19 protein-coding genes and 1 pseudogene are annotated in these 19360 nt (G+C 71.2%); 13 read left to right on the top strand and 7 right to left on the bottom strand.

Annotated elements, in window-relative coordinates:
- Positions 1-8 precede the first annotated feature (8 nt).
- Positions 9-686: pseudogene (locus tag AB0H32_RS03705) on the bottom strand (site-specific integrase); the annotation flags it as partial.
- A 360-nt stretch (positions 687-1046) separates the two neighbouring features.
- On the opposite strand from AB0H32_RS03705, the gene AB0H32_RS03710 reads away from it, so the two are divergent.
- Positions 1047-1898 carry a LysR substrate-binding domain-containing protein gene (locus AB0H32_RS03710; protein ID WP_361113643.1) on the top strand — a complete coding sequence of 284 codons (852 nt, stop codon included), beginning with the start codon at positions 1047-1049 and terminating at the stop codon, positions 1896-1898.
- Between the two features lie 68 nt (positions 1899-1966).
- Here the strand turns inward: AB0H32_RS03710 and AB0H32_RS03715 are convergent, their stop codons facing one another.
- Entirely contained in the window at positions 1967-2197 is a 231-nt protein-coding gene (locus AB0H32_RS03715) for a hypothetical protein (protein WP_361113646.1), read from the bottom strand.
- Positions 2198-2442: 245 nt separating this feature from the next.
- On the opposite strand from AB0H32_RS03715, the gene AB0H32_RS03720 reads away from it, so the two are divergent.
- Complete coding sequence (locus AB0H32_RS03720) at positions 2443-3402, top strand: D-2-hydroxyacid dehydrogenase family protein (protein ID WP_361113649.1); 960 nt, start codon at positions 2443-2445, stop codon at positions 3400-3402.
- A gap of 90 nt (positions 3403-3492) precedes the next feature.
- On the opposite strand, the gene AB0H32_RS03725 is transcribed toward AB0H32_RS03720, so the two are convergent.
- On the bottom strand, positions 3493-4566 hold the full coding sequence (locus tag AB0H32_RS03725; RefSeq protein WP_361113652.1) for a hypothetical protein: 1074 nt from the start codon (positions 4564-4566) through the stop codon (positions 3493-3495).
- 262 nt (positions 4567-4828) lie between these two features.
- Positions 4829-5944 (bottom strand): Ku protein, encoded by a 1116-nt coding sequence (locus tag AB0H32_RS03730; RefSeq protein ID WP_361113967.1) that lies wholly within the window; start codon positions 5942-5944, stop codon positions 4829-4831.
- A 53-nt stretch (positions 5945-5997) separates the two neighbouring features.
- Here AB0H32_RS03730 and ligD point away from each other — a divergent pair, with 53 nt between their 5' ends.
- Positions 5998-6879, top strand: coding sequence for a non-homologous end-joining DNA ligase (gene ligD / locus AB0H32_RS03735; protein ID WP_361113655.1), 882 nt, complete (start codon positions 5998-6000; stop codon positions 6877-6879).
- 77 nt (positions 6880-6956) lie between these two features.
- Here the strand turns inward: ligD and AB0H32_RS03740 are convergent, their stop codons facing one another.
- Positions 6957-7760 carry a nuclease-related domain-containing protein gene (locus AB0H32_RS03740; protein WP_361113658.1) on the bottom strand — a complete coding sequence of 268 codons (804 nt, stop codon included), beginning with the start codon at positions 7758-7760 and terminating at the stop codon, positions 6957-6959.
- 102 nt (positions 7761-7862) lie between these two features.
- Between AB0H32_RS03740 and AB0H32_RS03745 the strand changes: the two genes are divergently transcribed.
- The 5 genes from AB0H32_RS03745 (at position 7863) to AB0H32_RS03765 (ending at position 13479) form a co-directional block, all read left to right on the top strand.
- Complete coding sequence (locus AB0H32_RS03745) at positions 7863-8369, top strand: protein phosphatase (RefSeq protein WP_361113661.1); 507 nt, start codon at positions 7863-7865, stop codon at positions 8367-8369.
- Between the two features lie 111 nt (positions 8370-8480).
- Entirely contained in the window at positions 8481-9203 is a 723-nt protein-coding gene (locus tag AB0H32_RS03750; protein WP_361113970.1) for a hypothetical protein, read from the top strand.
- Positions 9200-10453 carry a HAMP domain-containing sensor histidine kinase gene (locus tag AB0H32_RS03755; RefSeq protein WP_361113664.1) on the top strand — a complete coding sequence of 418 codons (1254 nt, stop codon included), beginning with the start codon at positions 9200-9202 and terminating at the stop codon, positions 10451-10453. The genes AB0H32_RS03750 and AB0H32_RS03755 overlap by 4 nt, the downstream gene beginning before the upstream one ends.
- Before the next feature lie 186 nt (positions 10454-10639).
- On the top strand, positions 10640-11998 hold the full coding sequence (locus AB0H32_RS03760) for an FtsW/RodA/SpoVE family cell cycle protein (RefSeq protein ID WP_361113667.1): 1359 nt from the start codon (positions 10640-10642) through the stop codon (positions 11996-11998).
- Between the two features lie 23 nt (positions 11999-12021).
- Entirely contained in the window at positions 12022-13479 is a 1458-nt protein-coding gene (locus AB0H32_RS03765) for a penicillin-binding transpeptidase domain-containing protein (RefSeq protein ID WP_361113973.1), read from the top strand.
- A gap of 38 nt (positions 13480-13517) precedes the next feature.
- Here the strand turns inward: AB0H32_RS03765 and AB0H32_RS03770 are convergent, their stop codons facing one another.
- Both AB0H32_RS03770 and AB0H32_RS03775 read right to left on the bottom strand, forming a co-directional pair.
- The gene (locus AB0H32_RS03770; RefSeq protein WP_361113976.1) at positions 13518-14339 is read right to left on the bottom strand and encodes a hypothetical protein; all 822 of its coding nucleotides are present in this window, start codon (positions 14337-14339) and stop codon (positions 13518-13520) included.
- Positions 14340-14398: 59 nt separating this feature from the next.
- Positions 14399-15508 carry a ferritin-like domain-containing protein gene (locus AB0H32_RS03775; protein WP_361113670.1) on the bottom strand — a complete coding sequence of 370 codons (1110 nt, stop codon included), beginning with the start codon at positions 15506-15508 and terminating at the stop codon, positions 14399-14401.
- Positions 15509-15630: 122 nt separating this feature from the next.
- Here AB0H32_RS03775 and AB0H32_RS03780 point away from each other — a divergent pair, with 122 nt between their 5' ends.
- The 5 genes from AB0H32_RS03780 to AB0H32_RS03800 all read left to right on the top strand — a co-directional run bounded on the left by AB0H32_RS03780 (position 15631) and on the right by AB0H32_RS03800 (position 19275).
- Positions 15631-16569 (top strand): diiron oxygenase, encoded by a 939-nt coding sequence (locus AB0H32_RS03780; protein ID WP_361113673.1) that lies wholly within the window; start codon positions 15631-15633, stop codon positions 16567-16569.
- A 94-nt stretch (positions 16570-16663) separates the two neighbouring features.
- Complete coding sequence (locus tag AB0H32_RS03785; RefSeq protein ID WP_361113676.1) at positions 16664-17020, top strand: peptidase inhibitor family I36 protein; 357 nt, start codon at positions 16664-16666, stop codon at positions 17018-17020.
- Positions 17021-17140: 120 nt separating this feature from the next.
- Entirely contained in the window at positions 17141-17800 is a 660-nt protein-coding gene (locus AB0H32_RS03790; protein WP_361113679.1) for a TetR/AcrR family transcriptional regulator, read from the top strand.
- 4 nt (positions 17801-17804) lie between these two features.
- A complete protein-coding gene (locus tag AB0H32_RS03795; RefSeq protein WP_361113681.1) occupies positions 17805-18110 on the top strand; it encodes a hypothetical protein in 306 nt (101 codons plus the stop codon).
- A 112-nt stretch (positions 18111-18222) separates the two neighbouring features.
- Positions 18223-19275 (top strand): C40 family peptidase, encoded by a 1053-nt coding sequence (locus AB0H32_RS03800; protein WP_361113684.1) that lies wholly within the window; start codon positions 18223-18225, stop codon positions 19273-19275.
- The last annotated feature ends 85 nt before the right edge of the window (positions 19276-19360 follow it).

Consider the following 19360-nt stretch of genomic DNA (forward strand, 5'->3'; position numbering starts at 1 on the left):
ACGCGGGCTTAACCGGCAAGATCCGAAAGAGACGGCCTACGCCGTATCCCCGTCTTCTTCCAGCGCCTTTGTGATCTTCGCGTTGCCGCTTCTTCGTGGCCATCGATGCAGCCGTGGTAGCGGCGGTGGATCACCTCGGGAGAGTTGCCGACCCGCCGAGCTACCTCGGCGATCGGTACTCCCGCGTTCAGCCACCGCGTGATGCAGGCGTGCCGCTGGTCGTACGGGCGCCCAGCCAAGGGCGAGTCGGCGCGCTCAGGGGGGAGCGCGTACTCCCGTGCTTCCTCCCACACCCGCCAATAGGTGGATGAGCCGACCACTCCCCCACGTTCGTTACCGAACACGCGCCCTTCCTTGGCCGTGCCGAACGTCTCTAGGTGAGCCCGGAGGATCGCCACGAGGACAGGCGGGATGGGCACCGGTCGGTCGCTCTTGGCCTCCCGCGCCTTAAGCCCCCGGCGGTCGTGACCTTCCCCGGAATCGGTCCACTGCTTTCCGGAGACGGGACGCGTCTCCCGGAGCGTCAGTGTGCCCCATCCTGTGTCCGGGAGATGGCAGTCAGACCGCCTCAGTCCTACCGCCTCAGCCGGGCGCAGCCCCGCGTAGTACAGGACCGCATAGAAGGCCACCAGGCGTCTCCCGCGGCACCGATCCCACGATCCGACGTAGGAGACTGCCGCGAGCAAGCGCACCGCGTACCGGTACCGCCCCACGCCTCCAGCACCCCCCGCTCCTCGACGGACCCGGCTCGTAGACGCCTCCGCCCCCGCTCCAACTGCAGTCGGGACAAAGAGGTCGTGGGTTCAAATCCCGCCACCCCGACGCCGGTCAGAGGGCCGACCGCATGATTGCGATCGGCCCTCTGGCGTGCTCGGGAGGCCAAACAGGGGGCCAAACGAAGTTGAACAGAGTCCTCGCTGTCAGGACTGCTTGTCCGGAGACGGACAGCATGGACGACAGCAGCGCTGCCGTGAAGCCGGGCAAGCCGTACACGGCGGTCACAGACATCGGTGCACCCTCTGAAGACGGCGGTATTCTCGCCGGTCATGGAGCTACGGACGCTTCGCTATTTCGTGGCGGTCGCCGAGGAACTCCACTTCGGCCGGGCCGCCGCGCGGCTGCACATGAGCCAGCCTCCGCTGAGCCGGGCGATCAAGCAGCTGGAGACCGACCTCGGCACCCCTCTGCTGCACCGCTCCGCCGCAGGCGTCACTCTCACCCCCGCCGGGGCGACGCTGCTGAACGAGGCGCGCTCCCTGCTCGACCGGGCCGACCGGGTACGCGTCCGCGTGGCCGCGGCGGGCGGCGCCGCGACCCTCACCGTCGGCATGCTGGGCGACAGCACCGACCGCGGTGCCACCCGGCTGGCCGCCGCGTACCGCCGCCGGCACCCGGGCGTCGAGGTCCGCGTCCGCGAGGCCGACCTGACCGATCCGACCTGCGGGCTGCGCGCCGGGCTGGTCGACGTGGCCCTGACCCGCGCGCCGTTCGATGAAACCGGCCTGACGGTGCACGAGCTGCGCGCCGACCCGGTGGGCGCGGTGGTCCGCGCCGACGACCCGCTGGCCCGCCGCGACCGCCTGGAGCGGGCCGACCTGGCCGGCCGGCGCTGGTTCCAGTTCCCGGAGGGCACCGACCCGCTCTGGCGGTCGTACTGGAACGGCGGCGAGTCTCGCGAGGGTCCGGTGGTACGCGGCGTCCAGGAGTGCGTGCAGGCCGTGCTCTGGAACGGCACGGTCGGCATGGCCCCGCTGGGGCACGAGCTTCCCGGGGAGCTGGCCGTGGTCCCGCTGACCGACATGGCGCCGAGCCGCGTGGTGGTCGCGGCGAACGGGGGCGACACGAACCCGTTGATCCGGTCCTTCGTGCGGATCGCGACGGCCGCCTACCGCCACTGAGGGGATCAGCACCCCAACGGCATGACCAGCACCTCCCGAGGATGGGCACGCGGTGATGGCGATCGGCCTCACACCGCGCCTTGGCGCTGGATCACGCCCCCGTGGTGCGCGTCAACGCCGTCCACCCCGGCTTCACGCTTACCACCCGTATCACCCGGCTTCACGCGGCACACCCGTATCACCGGTTTCACGCGGCACACCCGCATCACCGGCTTCACGCTGAACACCCGCATCACCGGCTTCACGCTGAACACCCGTATCACCGGCTTCACGCGGCACACCCGTATCACCCGGTTCACGCTGCACACCCGCATCATCGGGCTTCACACTGCACACCCACATCACCCGGCGTCACGCTAAACACCCACATCACCCGCCTTCACGCGGCACACCCGAGGGGGCATCCTCGCGTCGCGATGTGATCGCTCCGGACGTGCCCCGGAGGATCGGGGGAATCGTCGCTCGGTCAGGATCATCCTGCCGGGCGGCCTCCGTGCGCGGGGGCCGCCCGGGCCCGACAGCGAGATACTCCGGGAGGAACGACATGCCATTCCGCTGTGCCGTACTCGACGACTTCCAGAACGTGGCGACCGAGTTCGCCGACTGGTCGACGCTGGGCGACGGGGTCGACGTCGTCTCGTTCACCGAGCACTTCGCCACCGAGGACGAACTCGCCGCCGCCCTCGCCGACTTCGACTGCGTGGTCACCCTGCGCGAGCGCGTGCCCTTCCCGGCCTCCTTGCTGAACCGGCTCCCCCGTCTGAAGCTGCTGATCGCCTCCGGCATGCGCAACTCGGTGATCGACTACGCGGCGGCAGGGGCGGGCGGTGTCACCGTGTGCGGGACCGAGAGCTCCGGCACCCCGCCGGTCGAACTCACCTGGGCCCTGCTCCTCGGCCTCGCCCGCGGCCTCGTCCAGGAGAGCAACGCCCTGCGCGAGGGCGGCCCCTGGCAGTCCACCGTCGGCGCCGACCTGCACGGCCGCACGCTCGGGCTGCTCGGCCTGGGCAGGATCGGCAGCCGGGTGGCCCGGGTCGGGCTCGCCTTCGGCATGGAGGTCACCGCCTGGAGCCAGAACCTCACCAAGGAGCGCGCCGACGAGGTCGGCGTACGACTGGCTCCTGCCAAGGAGGAGTTGCTCGCGAGCAGCGACTTCGTGTCCGTCCACCTCGCGCTGGGCGACCGCACCCGGGGACTGCTCGGAGCCGCCGAACTCGCCCTGCTCAAGCCGTCCGCGTACCTGGTCAACACCTCGCGGGCCGCGATCGTCGACCAGGACGCGCTGCTCGCCGCGCTGTACGAGGGCCGCATCGCCGGCGCGGGCATCGACGTCCACGACGTCGAACCGCTGCCCACCGGCCATCCGATGCGCACCGCGCCCCGTCTGCTCGCCACCCCGCACCTGGGCTATGTGTCCCGTGCCAACTACGAGCGCTACTACGGCCAGGCCGTGGAGGACATCCGGGCCTACCTCGACGGCGACCCGGTCCGGGTCCTCGGCTGACGTGCCGTTGTGGGACTCGTCCTCAGCAGGACCCGGGCTTCGGCGAACTCGCCGGGGCCGGGGTCCTGCCCCTCCGGTGTGCGGGACCCGTCAGTCCGACAGCCCCTGCAGTGTCTCCTCTTCGTCGTTCGCGGCGTACGGATGGACGGACCGTTCGCCGTCGAACGGGGTGAACCAGTCGCCGGCCTCGCTGGGCAGGACGTCCAGGCGGTCGAGCGCCCTGTCCTCGCGCATGCCGTCCGCGAAGGTCTCCATGGCGGTGGAGATCTCCTCGGTGAGAAGGCCGTACATGTCGGCGGCCACCTCGGCCTGGGTGAGCAGGAGCCCCAGCAGGAGTTCCTCGGCCACGCAGTTCACCTGGCCGAACTGCGGCTGGGTGAGGCGGCCCGTCAGGGACACCGCCGTGACGACCAGACGGCGCACGAACAGGACCGTGTACTCGTCGGCGAACTGCGAGGGCAGGTCGTCCAGGATCATGAAGGCGGTGTCGCTGTCCGCGACCGTCGGGCCCTCCTCCTCCAGGGCGGCCAGGTCCGTGAAGAGTTCGTCGATCAGGAGGTCGATGGCGTACACGACGGCGCCGGCCGCGATCTCGGCCGCCTCCCGGCCGACGGTCCGCTCCTCGGGGACGGAGGAGTGGCCGAAGACGTCCAGGGGGAAGGCCTTCAGGCTCGGGGCCAGCGCGCGGAGGGTGGCCCGCATGGCTTCCGCCTCGGCCCGGTCCGGGCCGCCCGGTGCCACGGAAAGCGCCGCTGCCGCATGGCGCCGGGCACGTTCCGCCGGGTCGGCCGGCGGGGCGTCGGGGCCGTCGGCCGCGTCCAGGCTCTCCTGGAGCAGTTCGGAGTTCAGTTCCACCGCGCAGCGGGTGATCTGCCAGTCGGCGAGCGGTTCGGTTCGTTCCAGAAGTTCTGCCACGACCTCGCGGGCGGCGCCCTCCGCGAACTCCAGTGCCGGTGCGTCCACGAAGAGTTTCAGCAGGACTCCTCCGGGATGGGCGGCAATGACGTCGTCCATCAACTCGATGTCCATCCCGTCGGGCCCCTCGATCGCCTCGAGCGAGTCGAAGCCCTTCCGCAGCAGGAAGATCACGCCCTCGCGCTGCAGCACGTCGAGTTCCGGAGCGCCCTTGGGAAGGGCCATGGCCACGCTCACCACGTATGTCACCCCCTCATCGTGCCCGAGTCACCACAGTTCAAGGGCGGGAATTCCGGTCTGACCCGTCTCCGGTCCGTCCCGGCTCGCCCCGGCCCGCCTCTCCCCCTCGCTCCCGCGGCCTTCCTGCGTCTCCCCCGCCTCTCTTCCGGCTCGCTCCCCGCGCCCCCTACGGCCCACCTACGTCTCCCCTGCCTCCGCCCGGGGCCGCCCGTTCCGGGGCGGGGTGTCAGGGGGGTCAGGGGGGTCAGGGGTGTCAAAGGCGTCAGGGGCGTCACGCCGTGCGTTTGCGTGCGGTCGCCTTCTTCGCCGTCGTCGTCTTCGCCGCCGTCGTCTTCGCCGTCGTCTTCTTCCCCGCGGTCTTCTTCGCCGCAGTCGTCTTCTCCGTCGTCTTCCCGGTCGTCCTGGCCGTCGTCTTCGCGGTCGTCCTCGCCGTCGTCTTCTGCGCGGGCTGCCTGGCGGTCGTCGACTTCTTCGGAGCCGCGGTCTTCTTCTGGGCCGCCTTCTTCGCCGCCGCGGACGTCGACTTCTTGCCGCCCGTCTCCTTGGGGGTGGCGCGGCCCCGGGCCAGGTGTCTGACCTCGGCCTCCTCCGCCGGTTCCGCGCCACGGGACTCGCGGGCCGCGCGCACGCTGCTCTCCAGGGCCGCCATCAGGTCGAGCACCTTGCCCCCGGCGGCGGGCTCGGGGGCCTCGGGCAGGGCCTCACCGGCCGCCTTCGCGGCGATGACCTCCTCCAGCGCCTCGCGGTACTCGTCGTGCAGGTCGTCCAGGTCGACCTCGCCGAGGGTGTCCATCAGGGCGTCCGCGAGGTCCAGCTCCTTGTCGCGAACGGTGACGGTCACGTCCGGTGCCACGCCTTCGGGGGCGCGGACCTCGTCCGGCCACAGCAGGCCGTGCATGGCGATCGCGTCGCCGACCACGCGCAGCATGCCGAGGCGTTCCCGGCCGCGCAGCGCGTACTTGGCGATGGCGACCTTGTTGCTGCGCTTGAGGGCCTCGCGCAGGAGGGTGTACGGCTTGGCCGCGGGGGCTCCGCTCGCGGCGAGGTAGTAGGCCGCGTCCATCTGGAGCGGGTCGATCCGGTCGGCCGGCACGAAGGCGACGATCTCGATCGTGCGGGCGGTCGGGATGGGAAGGTGGGCGAGGTCCTCGTCGGTGATCGGGATGATCGTGCCGTCCGCGTCCTCGTACGCCTTGCCGATCTCACCCTGGCCGACCTCGCGGTCCTCCAGTTCGCACACCTTGCGGTAGCGGATGCGGCCGTTGTCCTCGGCGTGGATCTGGCGGAAGGAGATCGAGTGGCTCTCGGTGGCGTTCACCAGCTTGATCGGAATGCTGACGAGACCGAAGGAGATGGCGCCGTTCCATATGGATCGCACGTGCAGCAGCCTTCCTTTCGGTTTCTGGTGTTACGCAGCCGAATGTCTGGGATTGTCATCCTATGACGCCTATCACAGAGGTGGAGGGGCGACGGGTCGCGCTCAGCAACCTGGAGAAGGTGCTGTATCCGGAGACCGGCTTCACCAAGGGGGAACTGCTCCACTACTACGCGACCACCGCCGAGGTGCTGCTGCCTCATCTGCGCGACCGCGCGGTGTCCTTCCTGCGCTATCCGGACGGGCCGGACGGGCAGGTGTTCTTCACCAAGAACGTGCCGCCGGGTACGCCCGAGTGGGTGGCCACGGCCGAGGTGCCGCGGTCCGAGGGTCCGGCCCGCATGGTCGTCGTACAGGATCTGGCGAGTCTGGTCTGGGCGGCGAACCTGGTGACCGAGTTCCATACGCACCAGTGGCTGGTCCAGTCGCCGGACGAGGCGGACCGGCTGGTCTTCGACCTCGATCCCGGGGCGCCCGCGACGGTCGTCCACTGCTGCGAGGTCGCCCTGTGGCTGCGGGAGCGGCTGGCGGCGGACGGGATCGAGGCGTACGCGAAGACGGCCGGGTCGAAGGGGCTGCATCTGCTGGCGGCCGTGCGGGGGAGTTCGTCCGAGCGGACGAGCGAGTACGCGAAGGAGCTCGCGGTGGAGGCCGAGCGGGCGATGCCGCGGCTGGTGGTGCACCGGATGACGAAGAGTCTGCGGCCGGGGAAGGTGTTCGTCGACTGGAGCCAGAATGCCGGGCGCAAGACGACGGCGGCCCCTTATACGCTGCGGGCCCGGCGGGTTCCGCTGGTGTCCGCGCCGGTGCGGTGGGGCGAGGTTGCGGAGTGCCGGGATGCCGGCCGGCTGGAGTTTCTGGCCGGTGATGTTGCGCCGCGCCTGCAGGACCACGGGGATCTGCTGGCCGGGTTGCTGGATCCCGGGCGGGCGGCGCCGCTGCCCTGAGGGAGCCTCTATGCGGGAGGCCCTATTCAGGAGGCCACATGCGGGAGGCCCTGAGGAACGGTTTCGCCCCGCCGCTCCTACACCCTCCCCCACGTGTTCCGGTCCCTCGCCATCGCGTGCAGGGCCTCTGCGTCCGCCGGTTTCAGGACGCCGCAGAGGCGGGCGAGGGACGGCAGGTCCGGGTCCTGGAGGATGCGGACGCCCCGCGGAGGGGCCGTGACCCTCAGGTCGGCCGGGCCCGCCAGTGCCAGGACCGGGTGGACCTCGGCGGTCAGGGCGTGGGAGGCGCGGTCGGCGTCGGCGCGCAGGCGGCGCAGCAGCGGCTCGCCCTCGCGGCGGCCCAGGGTGACCATCGGGTCGGCCACCAGGACCCGCTGTTTGCGGGCGTACAGGGCGTGGACGGCGAAGAGGCCGCCGGGGCCGATGAGCAGGTGGTGGATGCGGTCGCCGCCGGGCAGGGGGACGGAGTGCAGGGTGTGCCAGCCCGTCCGCTCCAGCGCGTCCAGGGCCTCGCCGACGGTCTGCTCGGCGGTCAGGGCGCGTCGGCGCAGGTCGGGGCGGATCCGGTGGGTGGGGCCCGGATCGCGGTCCAGGGCGACGAGCAGCGCCTCGCCGGGGCGGTTGGGCGCGAGGTCGTCGTCCGGGTGCAGGGTCAGCCGGGCCAGTTCGGCGGGTGTGGGCACCGGGGGTGGTCCCACGGTCACCGGGCCGGTGAGGAACGGCTTCAGGGCTTCGAGAACGGCCTCCCGGCGATCCTCGCCGATCAGGTTGACCCGGCCCGTCTCACGGTCGTACCAGGCGACATTGCCTCCGTCCGGGCCACAGACGTACAGCCGTTCACGGCCGTGCTGCCAGGTCGGCACCACGCGCAGTCCGCTCATGCGCCATCACCCCTCGACCATGGGAACAGGAGGGGTGCTCATGGGGCAAGAACCCAGTTACTTTGGAGGGTGGCCCGGTGAGCGGGAGTTGGGGAGGCAGCGTTGCGGACCCACGAGAAGCAGCAGGACGTACCGGCTCCGGACCGCCCGTGGAGCGAGATCGAGCCCGGCCTGTGGATGGGCGGGCACAAGTTCCGGGGCCGGTCGGGCCGACTGGAGTTCGCCCTCGTACGGGACGAGTTCGATCTGGTCCAGACGCTGCTGCGGCTGCCCGGGTACGGGCCCGGTCCGGGGGCCGAGCATCACGTCTGGCCGATACCGGACGGCCCGCTGGACGGGACGCAGCTCGCGGGGGTGATGCGGCTGGCGCGAGCGGCGAACGAGGCCCTGGACTGCGGCCGCTCGGTCCTGGTGCGCTGCTACCACGGGTACAACCGTTCGGGACTGGTCGTCGCGCACGCCCTGGTCCGGCGGGGCCGCACTCCGGAGGAGGCGATCGCCCTGATCCGCGCCCGGCGCTCCCCCTGGGCGCTGCACAACGAGCTGTTCGTGGACTACCTGCGCGCGGGCCTGGCCACCGCCCGGCTCCTGGAGGAACTGGCCGAGTAGCCTCTGCTCCAGCACCTCCTTGGTGCGCAAAAAGGACTTCCCTACGAATAAGGTGTACGGGGCCACGACCGTCCCCGAAGCCCCAGGAGCACCGTGTCAGCCCGTCGCCCCATGCGCACCGCCTTCGCCGCGGCCGCCGTCGCCCTGCTCTGGGCGACGGCGGCGGCCTGCGGCGACGCGGGCGGCCTGGAAGGGACCGGGGCGACCCCCACCGCGATCAGCCCGGCGAAGCTCTGGCCGGACCTCAGGCCGGCGTCCAGCCCGGCCTATCCCTACGACGTGGCGACCAGGGAGACCGTCAAGGGCGTCACGGTTCCCGGTGACGACATCCAAAAGGTCGATCCGGTGGACGTGGTGGAGGCCGAGATCGCCGCGCATCCGGACGACTACGGCTCGAAGGGGGCGTACCACGCGACGGTGGACCGGATGAAGGAGTGCCGTCCGGGCGGGGACCGGGCGCGGTGCCCGCTGCTGAAGGCGTACTACCGGGACCTGACCGGGGACGGCCGGGACGACATGACGCTCGGCTTCCGGCTCTACCCGACCAACCAGACGGCCGTGCGGGTCTACACGGTCGAGAAGCACAGGCTGGTCCAGGTACTGGCCGACAACGACGCGATCATCGGGGTGGAGCTGGCGGGCCGGGCGCTGATCGAACGCTCTCCGGCCGGGATCGTCGGCTACGAGTACCGCACCACCTGGACCTGGGACCCGGACCAGCGCGCCATGGTGTTCTCCCGCGACGAGTTCCTGCGTACCGGCAACGTCCCGCGCGGCCACAAGCGGTCCCCGTCGCCGTCCCCGTCCGCCACCCCCTCCGCGAGCACTTCATGAGGGTCACGGTGCCCCGGTGGACCGGGACGCTCGCGGTGAAGGCGGCCACGTTCATCACGGTGATGTGCTGCGCGCTGGCCGCGCTGCTCGGCGTCCTGGTGCATGTGTCGGTGACCAACCAGACCGTCGGCCAGGCCCGTAGCCTGGCGCTGTCCCGGCTGCAGGACGCCACCGAGGCGTACGCGGCGGGCGATGCGCTGCTGCCGGGTGCCGGGGTGGATCCCGAGGGGCTGCCCGCGCCGCTGCGGGCGCTCGCGGTGGCCGGGAGGCGCGGCACGATGGTCTCCTCGCACCGGGGGCGGCCGACCATGTGGGCGGCGGGTCCGGCCGAGGGCCGGCGGGCGCTCGCGGTGGAGGTCGACTACTCGCAGCAGTCCGGCACGATCGCCGGTCTCGACCACTCGATCCTGTGGTCGTCGGCGCTGGCGATCGGCGCGACGGCACTGGTCGGCGCGTTCGCCGTGACCCGGGTGACGCGCCGGCTGCACGGCACCGCGCGGGTGGCCCGGCGGATCAGCGCGGGCGATCTGGACGCCCGCGTCGACGATCCCCGGACGAAGGACCCGACCCGGCCGCAGGACGAGGTGGCCGCGGTGGCGGCCGCGCTGGACTCCATGGCCTCGTCGCTGCAGAGCAAGCTGCTGAGCGAGCAGCGGTTCACCGCGGACGTGGCCCATGAGCTGCGCACCCCGCTGACCGGGCTGCACGCGGCGGCCGAGCTGCTGCCGCCGGGCCGGCCGACCGAGCTGGTGCGGGACCGGGTGGCGGCGCTGCGCACGCTCACCGAGGACCTGCTGGAGATCTCGCGGCTGGACACCGGCCGGGAGCAGCTGGACGTGGACACCGAGGAGCTGGGTGCGCTGGCGCTGCGGGTGGTGCGGGCCTCGGGCACGGACACCGAGGTGCGGATCGTGCGGGACGCCCGGGTGGAGACCGACCGGCGGCGTCTGGAGCGGGTGCTGGGGAATCTGGTGGCCAACGCGCACAAGCACGGGCGGGCGCCGGTGGTGCTGACGGTGAACGGGCCCGGGGTGACCGTACGGGACCACGGGGACGGCTATCCGGGGTACCTGGTGGCGCACGGGCCGCAGCGCTTCCGTACGGAGGGCGGGGCCAAGGGCCACGGGCTCGGGCTGACCATCGCGCTGGGGCAGGCGGAGGTGCTGGGCGCCCGGCTGACGTTCCGCAACGCGGTTCAGGGCGGGGCGGTGGCGACCCTGATGCTGCCTCCGGCCGAGGATCGCGTCTAGAGCCTCTCTTTCGGATCCTGCCGGGGCCACGGGGTCCGGCACGCACATCTGCGTGGTGCGGGTCGTGTGCGGCCTGTCGCGCCACGCGGCGGAGCCGCACGGGTCACGACTCCGCGCCCCTCCGGGCGCTTCGCGCCCCCGGGGCGCCTGCCCAGCTGGACTGCCCTGTTTGGGTAGGTTCCGGACATGACCAAGGCCGGAACCGTCGCGGCGACACAGGGATCCGCTCCCGCCGTACGCCTCCCCCGGCGCCGTGGCATCGAACTCGCCCTGATCGTGCTGGCCGTTCTGCTGTCCGTGTACGGCTACTGCGCCGTGGGCCTGGCGCGCACCGGCACCGTCCCGCCCGGCGCCGCCGGTTACGGCGCCGGGCTCGGCGTACTCGCCCTGTTCGCGCACGGCGCGGTGCGCCTGCGGGCGCCGTACGCCGACCCGCTGCCGCTGCCCATCGGGGTGCTGCTCAACGGGCTCGGTCTGGTGCTGATCTACCGGCTGGACCTGGAGACGCCGGGCGACCGGGCGGCCCCCGCCCAACTGGTGTGGTCGACGCTCGGGGTGGGTCTGTTCATCGTCGTCGTCCTGATGCTGCGCGACCACCGGGTGCTCCAGCGCTACTCCTACGTCTGTGTGGTCGCCGCCCTCGTCCTCCTCCTGCTGCCGATCCTCTTCCCGGCGGTCAACGGCGCCCGTATCTGGATCCGGATCGCCGGGTTCTCCATCCAGCCGGGCGAGTTCGCGAAGGTACTGCTCGCGGTGTTCTTCGCCGCCTATCTGGCCGCCAACCGCAACGCGCTCGCCTACACGGGCCGCCGGCTGTGGCGGCTGCAGTTCCCGACCGGGCGGGTGCTCGGCCCGATCGTGGCGATCTGGCTGCTGAGCGTCGGCGTCCTGGTCCTGGAACGGGACCTCGGCACCTCGCTGCTCTTCTTCGGCCTGTTCGTGGTCCTGCTGTACGTCGCCACCGGCCGCACCGGCTGGATCGCGGTCGGCCTGCTGCTCGCCACACTCGGCGCCTCCGCCGTCGGCCGCCTCGAACCGCACGTGGGCGGCCGGATCCAGGACTGGCTGCACCCCTTCGCCACGATCGAGGCCGGCCTGGGTCCCAACCAGCTCTCCCAGTCCCTGTTCGCCTTCGCGGCCGGCGGTGTCCTCGGCACCGGGCTGGGGCGCGGCCACTCCGTCCTCATCGGCTTCGCCACCAAGTCGGACTTCATCCTGGCGACGGCGGGCGAGGAGCTGGGCCTGGCCGGTCTCGCCGCGATCATCCTGCTCTACGCACTGCTCGTGGAGCGCGGTTACCGGGCGGGCCTCGCCCTGCGGGAGCCCTTCGGCCGGCTCCTCGCGGTCGGCCTCGCCTCGATCCTCGCGCTCCAGGTGTTCGTGATCGCGGGCGGGGTCACCGGTCTGATTCCGCTGACGGGCATGGCGATGCCGTTCCTCGCCCAGGGCGGTTCCTCGGTCGTCACCAACTGGGCGATCGTGGCCCTGCTGATCCGGGTGAGCGACTCGGCCCGCAGCCAGTACGACGGGCGGGTGGCCCCGTGACCGAGTACGGAAACGGCCGGCCGATGGCCAGGTACATCCGGCACGCCTGGTCGTTCTGCGCCCTGCTGCTGGTGGCCCTGCTCGCCAACGCCGCCCGCGTCCAGGTCGTCCAGGCCGGTTCCTACGACGCCAACCCGGCCAACCGCCGCCCCACGATCGCCCGTTACCAGCAGCCGCGCGGCGACATCCTGGTCGGCGGCGAGCCGGTCACCGGCTCCAAGGACACCAGGGAGCAGCTGCGCTACGAGCGCACCTACCGGAACGGGCCGCTGTACGCCCCGGTCACCGGTTTCGCCTCGCAGATGTACGGCGCCTCGCTCCTGGAGAACGCGGAGGACGGGGTGCTCTCCGGCAGCGACCCGATGCTCGCGCCCTTCCCGCTGTGGCACGACGTGACGCGACGGCCCAGCCCCGGCGGAAACGTGGTCACCACCCTGGACCGGCGTGCACAGCAGGCGGCGTACCAGGGACTGAGAGGGCGCAAGGGCGCGGTGGCCGCGATCGAGCCGACCACCGGCCGCGTGCTGGCGCTGGTGTCGACGCCGTCGTACGACCCGGCCGAGCTGTCCGGCAACAGCGAGGCGACGGCCTCGGCGTGGGAGCGGCTCAACCACGACCCGGAGAAGCCGATGCTCAACCGGGCGGTCGTGCAGACCTATCCGCCGGGGTCGACGTTCAAGGTGGTCACCGCGGCGGCCGCCCTGGACGCGGGCGTAGTCACGGACCTGGACGGCGCCACCCGCTCCCCCGACCCCTACCGGCTGCCCGGCACCACCACCCGGCTGATCAACGAGGGCGACGGCTGCCGCGACGCCTCCGTGCGGGAGGCCTTCACGTGGTCGTGCAACACGGTCTTCGCCAAGCTGGGCGTGGACGTCGGAGTGGAGAACATGTCGGCCACCGCCCAGGCGTTCGGCTTCAACGACAGCCGGCTGAGGATCCCCTTCCCCGTCTCCCCCAGCACCTTCGACACGCATGTGGACAAGGCCCAGCTGGCGCTGTCCTCGATCGGGCAGTACAACACGCGGGCGACCCCGCTGCAGATGGCGATGGTCGCGGCGGCCGTGGCCAACGGCGGCCGGCTGCGGGCGCCGTACCTGGTGGAGCGGACCACCCGGCGGGGCGGCGAGACGCTCTTGGGCGACTGGGTACGGCCCGACCGGCAGGTGATGCGCCCGTCGACGGCCGTACGGCTGAGGGAGCTGATGACCGACGTGGTCAGCGAGGGCACCGGCGCCAATGCGGCCATCCCGGGTGCCACGGTCGGCGGCAAGACCGGCACCGCCCAGCACGGCGTCGGCAACTCCGGTGTGCCGTACGCCTGGTTCGTCTCCTGGGCGCAGGCCGATGCCGACCTGGAACCGAAGGTCGCGGTGGCGGTGGTGGTCGAGGACGCCGCGGCGGACCGGGGCGAGATCAGCGGGGGCGGGGATGCGGCACCGATCGCGAAGGAGGTGATGCGGGCCGTTCTCGGATCGTGAGTCCTCCGGGCCCGGGCAGCCCGAGGAGGCGGCGGCGGTCAGCCGATCGGCTGGACCGTCTCGGAACGGATCTGGCGGGTGAACTTCGCATAGAACGCGAGGTCCACGTCCGACGGGTCCTGATGGGCCGTCTTGGGGGTCATCACCGCGACCGCGGCGCCCGTATTGCCGTCGTTCCAAGCACACAGCGGATAGGTCATGGTCACGCCGAGCTTCTTCTGGGTGAGCACCTCACAGCTGATCGTGGGTGCGCCGTCCTGGGTGAAGTCCCTTCGCGCCACGGCCACCGTCACGCCGTCCGCACGGCCGGCGCCCTTCAGCATGTTGCCGCGGGCCTCGTCGGTGTTCCTGAACCGGCCGAACATGCCGGAGATCACCAGCTGCCCCTTGGTGACGTCGTCACCCACGCTGTACCGGCCGATGACGGCGACGACGTCCTTGGCGTCCCAGGCGCCGTCGGCCTCCTGCTCGATCTGCTGCCCCGCGGTGTCGGAGAGATCCTGGGCCAGCTCGAAACGGCCGTCGGCGAGCGTCCTGGGCAGGGTGAGCTTGTTCTTCGCCGTGGGGAAGCCGCTCTCGAACAGCGCCCCGAGCAGCAGGACCCCCGCGATGCCGACCGCGACGACCCCGCCCACGATCCCGAGCACCAGACCGACCCGGCGCTTCTTCGGCGGCGGCCCCATGGGCGGCGCGCCCCACCCGGGGTACTGCTGCTGCGGATAGGGCTGCGGAGGGTACGGCTGCTGCTGGGGGTACGGGGTGCCGTACGGCCCCGGGGGCTGCGGGGGCTGCCCGCCGTACGGGTACTGCGGCTGCTGGGGCTGGTGCGGGTACGGCGGCTGCTGCGGCGCAGGAGGCATGGACACGCCAGCACGCTACTGCACCCGGGTGACCGGGCCCGCACCGCACCCGACAGCCGTCAGGCCTCGGCCGCCCCCGACTCGATCGCCTCGTGCACCTCCGCCACCCGTTCCAGCTCCTCCGTGGCGAAGCGTTCGGCGTCGAGTTGCTCGGCGATCTCCTCGTCCTGGGCCATCAGCAGGTCCAGGTTCGAGTCGCCCATCTCGAAGACACCCATGTCGACATAGGCCTCCTGGAGCCGCCTGCCCCACAGCCCGATGTCCTTGACGCAGGGCACGATGCGGCTGAAGAGGAGGCGCCGGAAGAGCTGGAGGAACTCGGAGTTCTCGCTGAGCCGCCCGGCCTCCGCCCTGGGGATGCCGAAGTTCTCCAGGACCTCGGTGCCGCGCAGCCGGTCGCGCATCAGATAGCAGCCCTCGATGACGAACTCCTCGCGCTCACGCAGTTCGGCGTCGGTGAGCTGCTGGTAGTAGTCGCGCAGCGCCATGCGGCCGAAAGCCACGTGCCGGGCCTCGTCCTGCATGACGTAGGCGAGGATCTGCTTGGGGAGCGGCTTGGTGGTGGTGTCGCGGATCATGCCGAACGCGGCAAGGGCCAGGCCTTCTATGAGGACCTGCATGCCGAGGTAGGGCATGTCCCAGCGGCTGTCGCGCAGGGTGTCGCCGAGGAGGGACTGGAGGTTGTCGTTGATCGGGTAGAGCATCCCGATCTTCTCGTGCAGGAAACGGCCGTAGATCTCGGCGTGCCGGGCCTCGTCCATCGTCTGGGTCGCCGAGTAGAACTTGGCGTCCAGGTCGGGCACCGACTCCACGATCCGTGCCGCGCAGATCATCGCGCCCTGCTCGCCGTGCAGGAACTGGCTGAACTGCCAGGAGGCGTAGTGCCGGCGCAGGTCGCCCTTGTCCTTGTCGGTGAGCTTGGCCCAGTAGGGGGTTCCGTAGAGCGCCATCGACTCGTCGGGGGTGCCGAGCGGGTCGTACGGGTCCACCTCCAGGTCCCACTCGATGCGCTTCTGCCCGTCCCACTGTTTGTCCTTGCCCTTCTGGTACAGGGCGAGCAAGCGGTCCCGGCCCTCGTCGTACTCCCAGCTGAAACGGGCCGCGCCGGTCGCGGGCACCTGCCACGGGGAGTCTGCGGGCTCGTTGGCGTACAGGTCGTAGGTCGGCATACTCCGCAGGCTCACACGTAGACGCCGAGTCAACAAGTCATGTGCAGGGGATTGACGGCCTTGCTGACAAGCAGTCTCATAAGAGGCGGACGATGTACCCCGGGTAACGAGGTGAGGGAGCCATGACGACCCTGACGGAGGCGGACGCGGTGGACGGACTGCGCGACGCGCTCGGCCTGCTCAAGGACCGCGAACAGGTGGCCGAACGGCTGCTCGTCTCTTCCGCCAAGCACTCCTTCGACCCGGACAAGGAGCTGGACTGGGACGCGCCCTTCGAGGACGGCAAGTGGTTCTGGCCGCCGGAGCTGGTCTCGCTCTACGGCACACCACTGTGGAAGCGGATGGGCGAGGAACAGCGGATCCTGCTGTCGCAGCACGAGGCCGCCGCGCTCGCCTCGCTGGGCATCTGGTTCGAACTCATCCTGATGCAGCTGCTCGTCCGGCACATCTACGACAAGGCGGCGACGAGCGCGCATGTGCGGTACGCCCTCACCGAGATCGAGGACGAGTGCCGGCACTCGAAGATGTTCGCGCGGCTGATCGCGCGGGGCGACGCCCCCTGGTACCCGGTGAGCCGGGCACACCTGAACCTCGGCCGCCTGTTCAAGACGATCTCGACCACCCCCGGCTCCTTCACCGCCACGCTGCTCGGCGAGGAGGTGCTGGACTGGATGCAGCGGCTGACCTTCCCGGACGAGCGGGTGCAGCCCCTGATCCGCGGGGTCACCCGGATCCACGTGGTCGAGGAGGCCCGGCACGTCCGCTACGCCCGCGAGGAGCTGCGCCGCCAGATGCTGACGGCACCGAAGTGGTCGCAGGAGTTCACCCGGGTCACCTCCGGCGAGTTCGCGCGGATCTTCTCGGTGGCCTTCGTCAACCCCGAGGTGTACACCAACGTCGGCCTCGACAAGCGGGAGGCGATGGCCCAGGTGAAGGCCAGCGGACACCGCCGGGAGGTCATGCAGACGGGCGCGAAGCGCCTGACGGACTTCCTGGACGACATCGGGGTGCTGCGCGGGGCCGGCCGGAGACTGTGGAGGTCCTCCGGGCTGCTGGCGTAGGTGGATGGTTAGACTGACGGGGCGACCGTGGTGATCATCCGACTATTCGCGGTCGCGATCGTCAACTGACTTCAAATCTACGGGGATTTATCCAGTGACTTTCCTCAAGCGCATCACTCGCTCGGCGGGGGTGATGGCCGCGGCCGGATGCATCGGCGTGGCCGTCATGACCACTCCCGCCCACGCAGCGAGCGGGGACTGCGAGACCAACTACACGTGCGTGTGGTCCAAGGAGCACTACACGGGCCGGTACGGGAAGGTGAACCCCCAGTTCGGCAAGTGCAACAACAGCCGTTCCGTGGCGGTGCGGTCGATCAACAACAACTCTCCGCACATGCTCAACCTGTACTCGAAGACGGGCTGCAAGGGCCAGGTCTGGTCGATGAACTGGGGCGTGAAGAAGCCCGACCAGTTCCCCTTCGGCGTCATGAGCTTCAAGGCCGTCACCTAGTCCCACGCCCACGGGGCTGATCGCCCGGGAGACCGGTTCCGGCCACGCGCCGGGGCCGGTCCGCCCGGCACGGTCCGCTCCGCCCGGCACGGTCCGGTCCGCCCGGTTACGCTGCCGGACATGACCCCGCAGGCCGCCACCCCCGCCTACCGCCGGCTCAGCGTCGAGGAACGCCGCAGCCAGCTCCTCGCCGCGGCGCTGTCCCTCTTCGCGCACCGCGCCCCGGAGGACATCTCGCTCGACGACGTGGCCGAGGCGGCCGGGGTCTCGCGCCCCCTGGTGTACCGGTACTTCCCCGGCGGAAAGCAGCAGCTGTACGAGGCCGCGCTCAGGTCCGCGGCCGAGGAGCTGCAGCACTGCTTCGACGAGCCCCGGCAGGGCCCCATGCTGACCCGCCTCTCCCGGGTCCTCGACCGCTATCTGACCTTCGTCGACGAGCACGACACCGGCTTCAGTGCGCTGCTCCAGGGCGGCAGCGTGGTGGAGACGTCCCGGACCACGGCCATAGTGGACGGGGTGCGCCGGGCCGCCGCCGAGCACATCTTCAGCCATCTCGGCGTCTCCGATCCCGGCCCGCGGCTGCGCATGACCGTCCGGATGTGGATCACGGCGGTGGAGGCGGCCTCGCTGATCTGGCTGGACGAGGACAAACAGCCCCCGGCCGACGAGCTGCGCGACTGGCTGGTCGAGCAGTTCGTGGCCGTCCTCACGGTGACCGCCGGGCGCGACCCGCAGACGGCGGCCCTCGTCGGCGCGCTCGCCGAGGATGGCCGAGACTGAAGCCGTGAAGAGTCAGGACACCCCCTTCGAGGGCGGCCCCATGGACGGGCGCGTGCTGCCCGTGCTGGTGGGCATGACCGGCCACCCCCCGAAGACGTATCGCATCCCCGTCCCGGACGCGGCCGGCGGCCCGCCCACCGTGCTCGTCTACCGCCGCGTGCCGAGGGGGCACAGCAGCAAGCTGGGCCTGGTGCAGGGATGGAAGTACCGGTACGACCCCGAGGGGGTGCTGGGCCGCGGCCGCCTCAGGTGGCCCTGGTCCAAGCCGGACAGTGAGCCGTCCGGCAAGCCGGGTGACCCGACCGGGTGAGAACGTTGCGCCGAACGGCGCACACATGCTCCGCACTGCGCACCTACACGTCTGATTATCACGATGCGGCAGTGGGCGGACGGTCCGTCCGCTGCGCACCGGAGGTGATGACGTGTCAGGAGTGCTTCTGCGCCTGGCGTGTACGGCCACGGTGGCGGCCCAAGTCGTCCTCGCACCCGTACCGGCGACGGCCGCACCCGCCCCGCAACGGTCCGTCTCCCAGCTGCTGACGGACCTTCAGCAGCTGTACCGGCAGACCGAACAGGCCACCGAGACCTACAACGCCACCGCGGTGAGGCTCAGGCGGCAGCAGGCCGAGGTGACCCGCGTCGACGGCGAACTGGCCCGCGCCCGGCTCGCCCTGCAGGGCAGCCGGACCGACGTCGGGCGCCTGGCCCGGCAGCAGTACCAGAGCAGCACCGACCTCTCCCCCTACGTCCGCCTGCTGCTCGCCCGCGACCCGCAGCACGCGCTGGACGAGGGGCATGTCATCGGACAGCTGGCCCGCGAGCGCGCCGAGACGGTGGCGCGGCTGACCGGTACCGAGAAGAGGAAGGACGCGCTGGCCCGGGCGGCCCGCAAGGCCCTGGACACCCGGCTCGCCCTCGCCGACCGGCAGAAGAGGGAACGCGACGCCGTGCGGACCAGGCTCGCCGACGTCGAGCGGCTCCTCGCCACGCTCACTCCGGATCAGCTGGGGGCGGTGACCAGACTGGAGCAGCAGGGCGTCGCCGACGCCCAGCAGAAGCTCACGGACTCGGGCGCCCTCGACGACAGCCGGCCGGCGTCCGACGAAGGCAACCGCGCGGTCCAGTACGCCATGGACCAGATCGGCAAGCCGTACCAGTGGGGCGCCCAGGGCCCCAGGTCCTACGACTGCTCGGGCCTGACCTCCCAGGCCTGGGACCACGCGGGCACCCCGATCCCCCGCACCAGCCAGGAACAGTGGTCCCGCCTGAGGAGAATCCCCCTGGCCGAACTCCGCCCCGGCGACCTGGTCGTCTACTTCCCCGAGGCGACCCATGTGGCGATGTACGTAGGGGCCGGCACCGTCGTACAGGCCCCGAGAACCGGCGAGAAGGTGAAGCTCTCCCCTCTGGCGTCCTTTCCGGTACTGGGCGCCGTACGCCCCGACGGCCCCCAAAGGACTCGGGGTTCTTCCTGACCTGCGGCTCCGCACACGGAGCAGGCATGCGGGGGGGGAGCGGCCGGGGGAACGTGCCTCGCCGTTCAGACCCGTATCCGGGGTG

The organism is Streptomyces sp. NPDC020362 (assembly GCF_040642095.1).
In the GTDB taxonomy this organism is placed as follows: Bacteria; Actinomycetota; Actinomycetes; order Streptomycetales; family Streptomycetaceae; genus Streptomyces.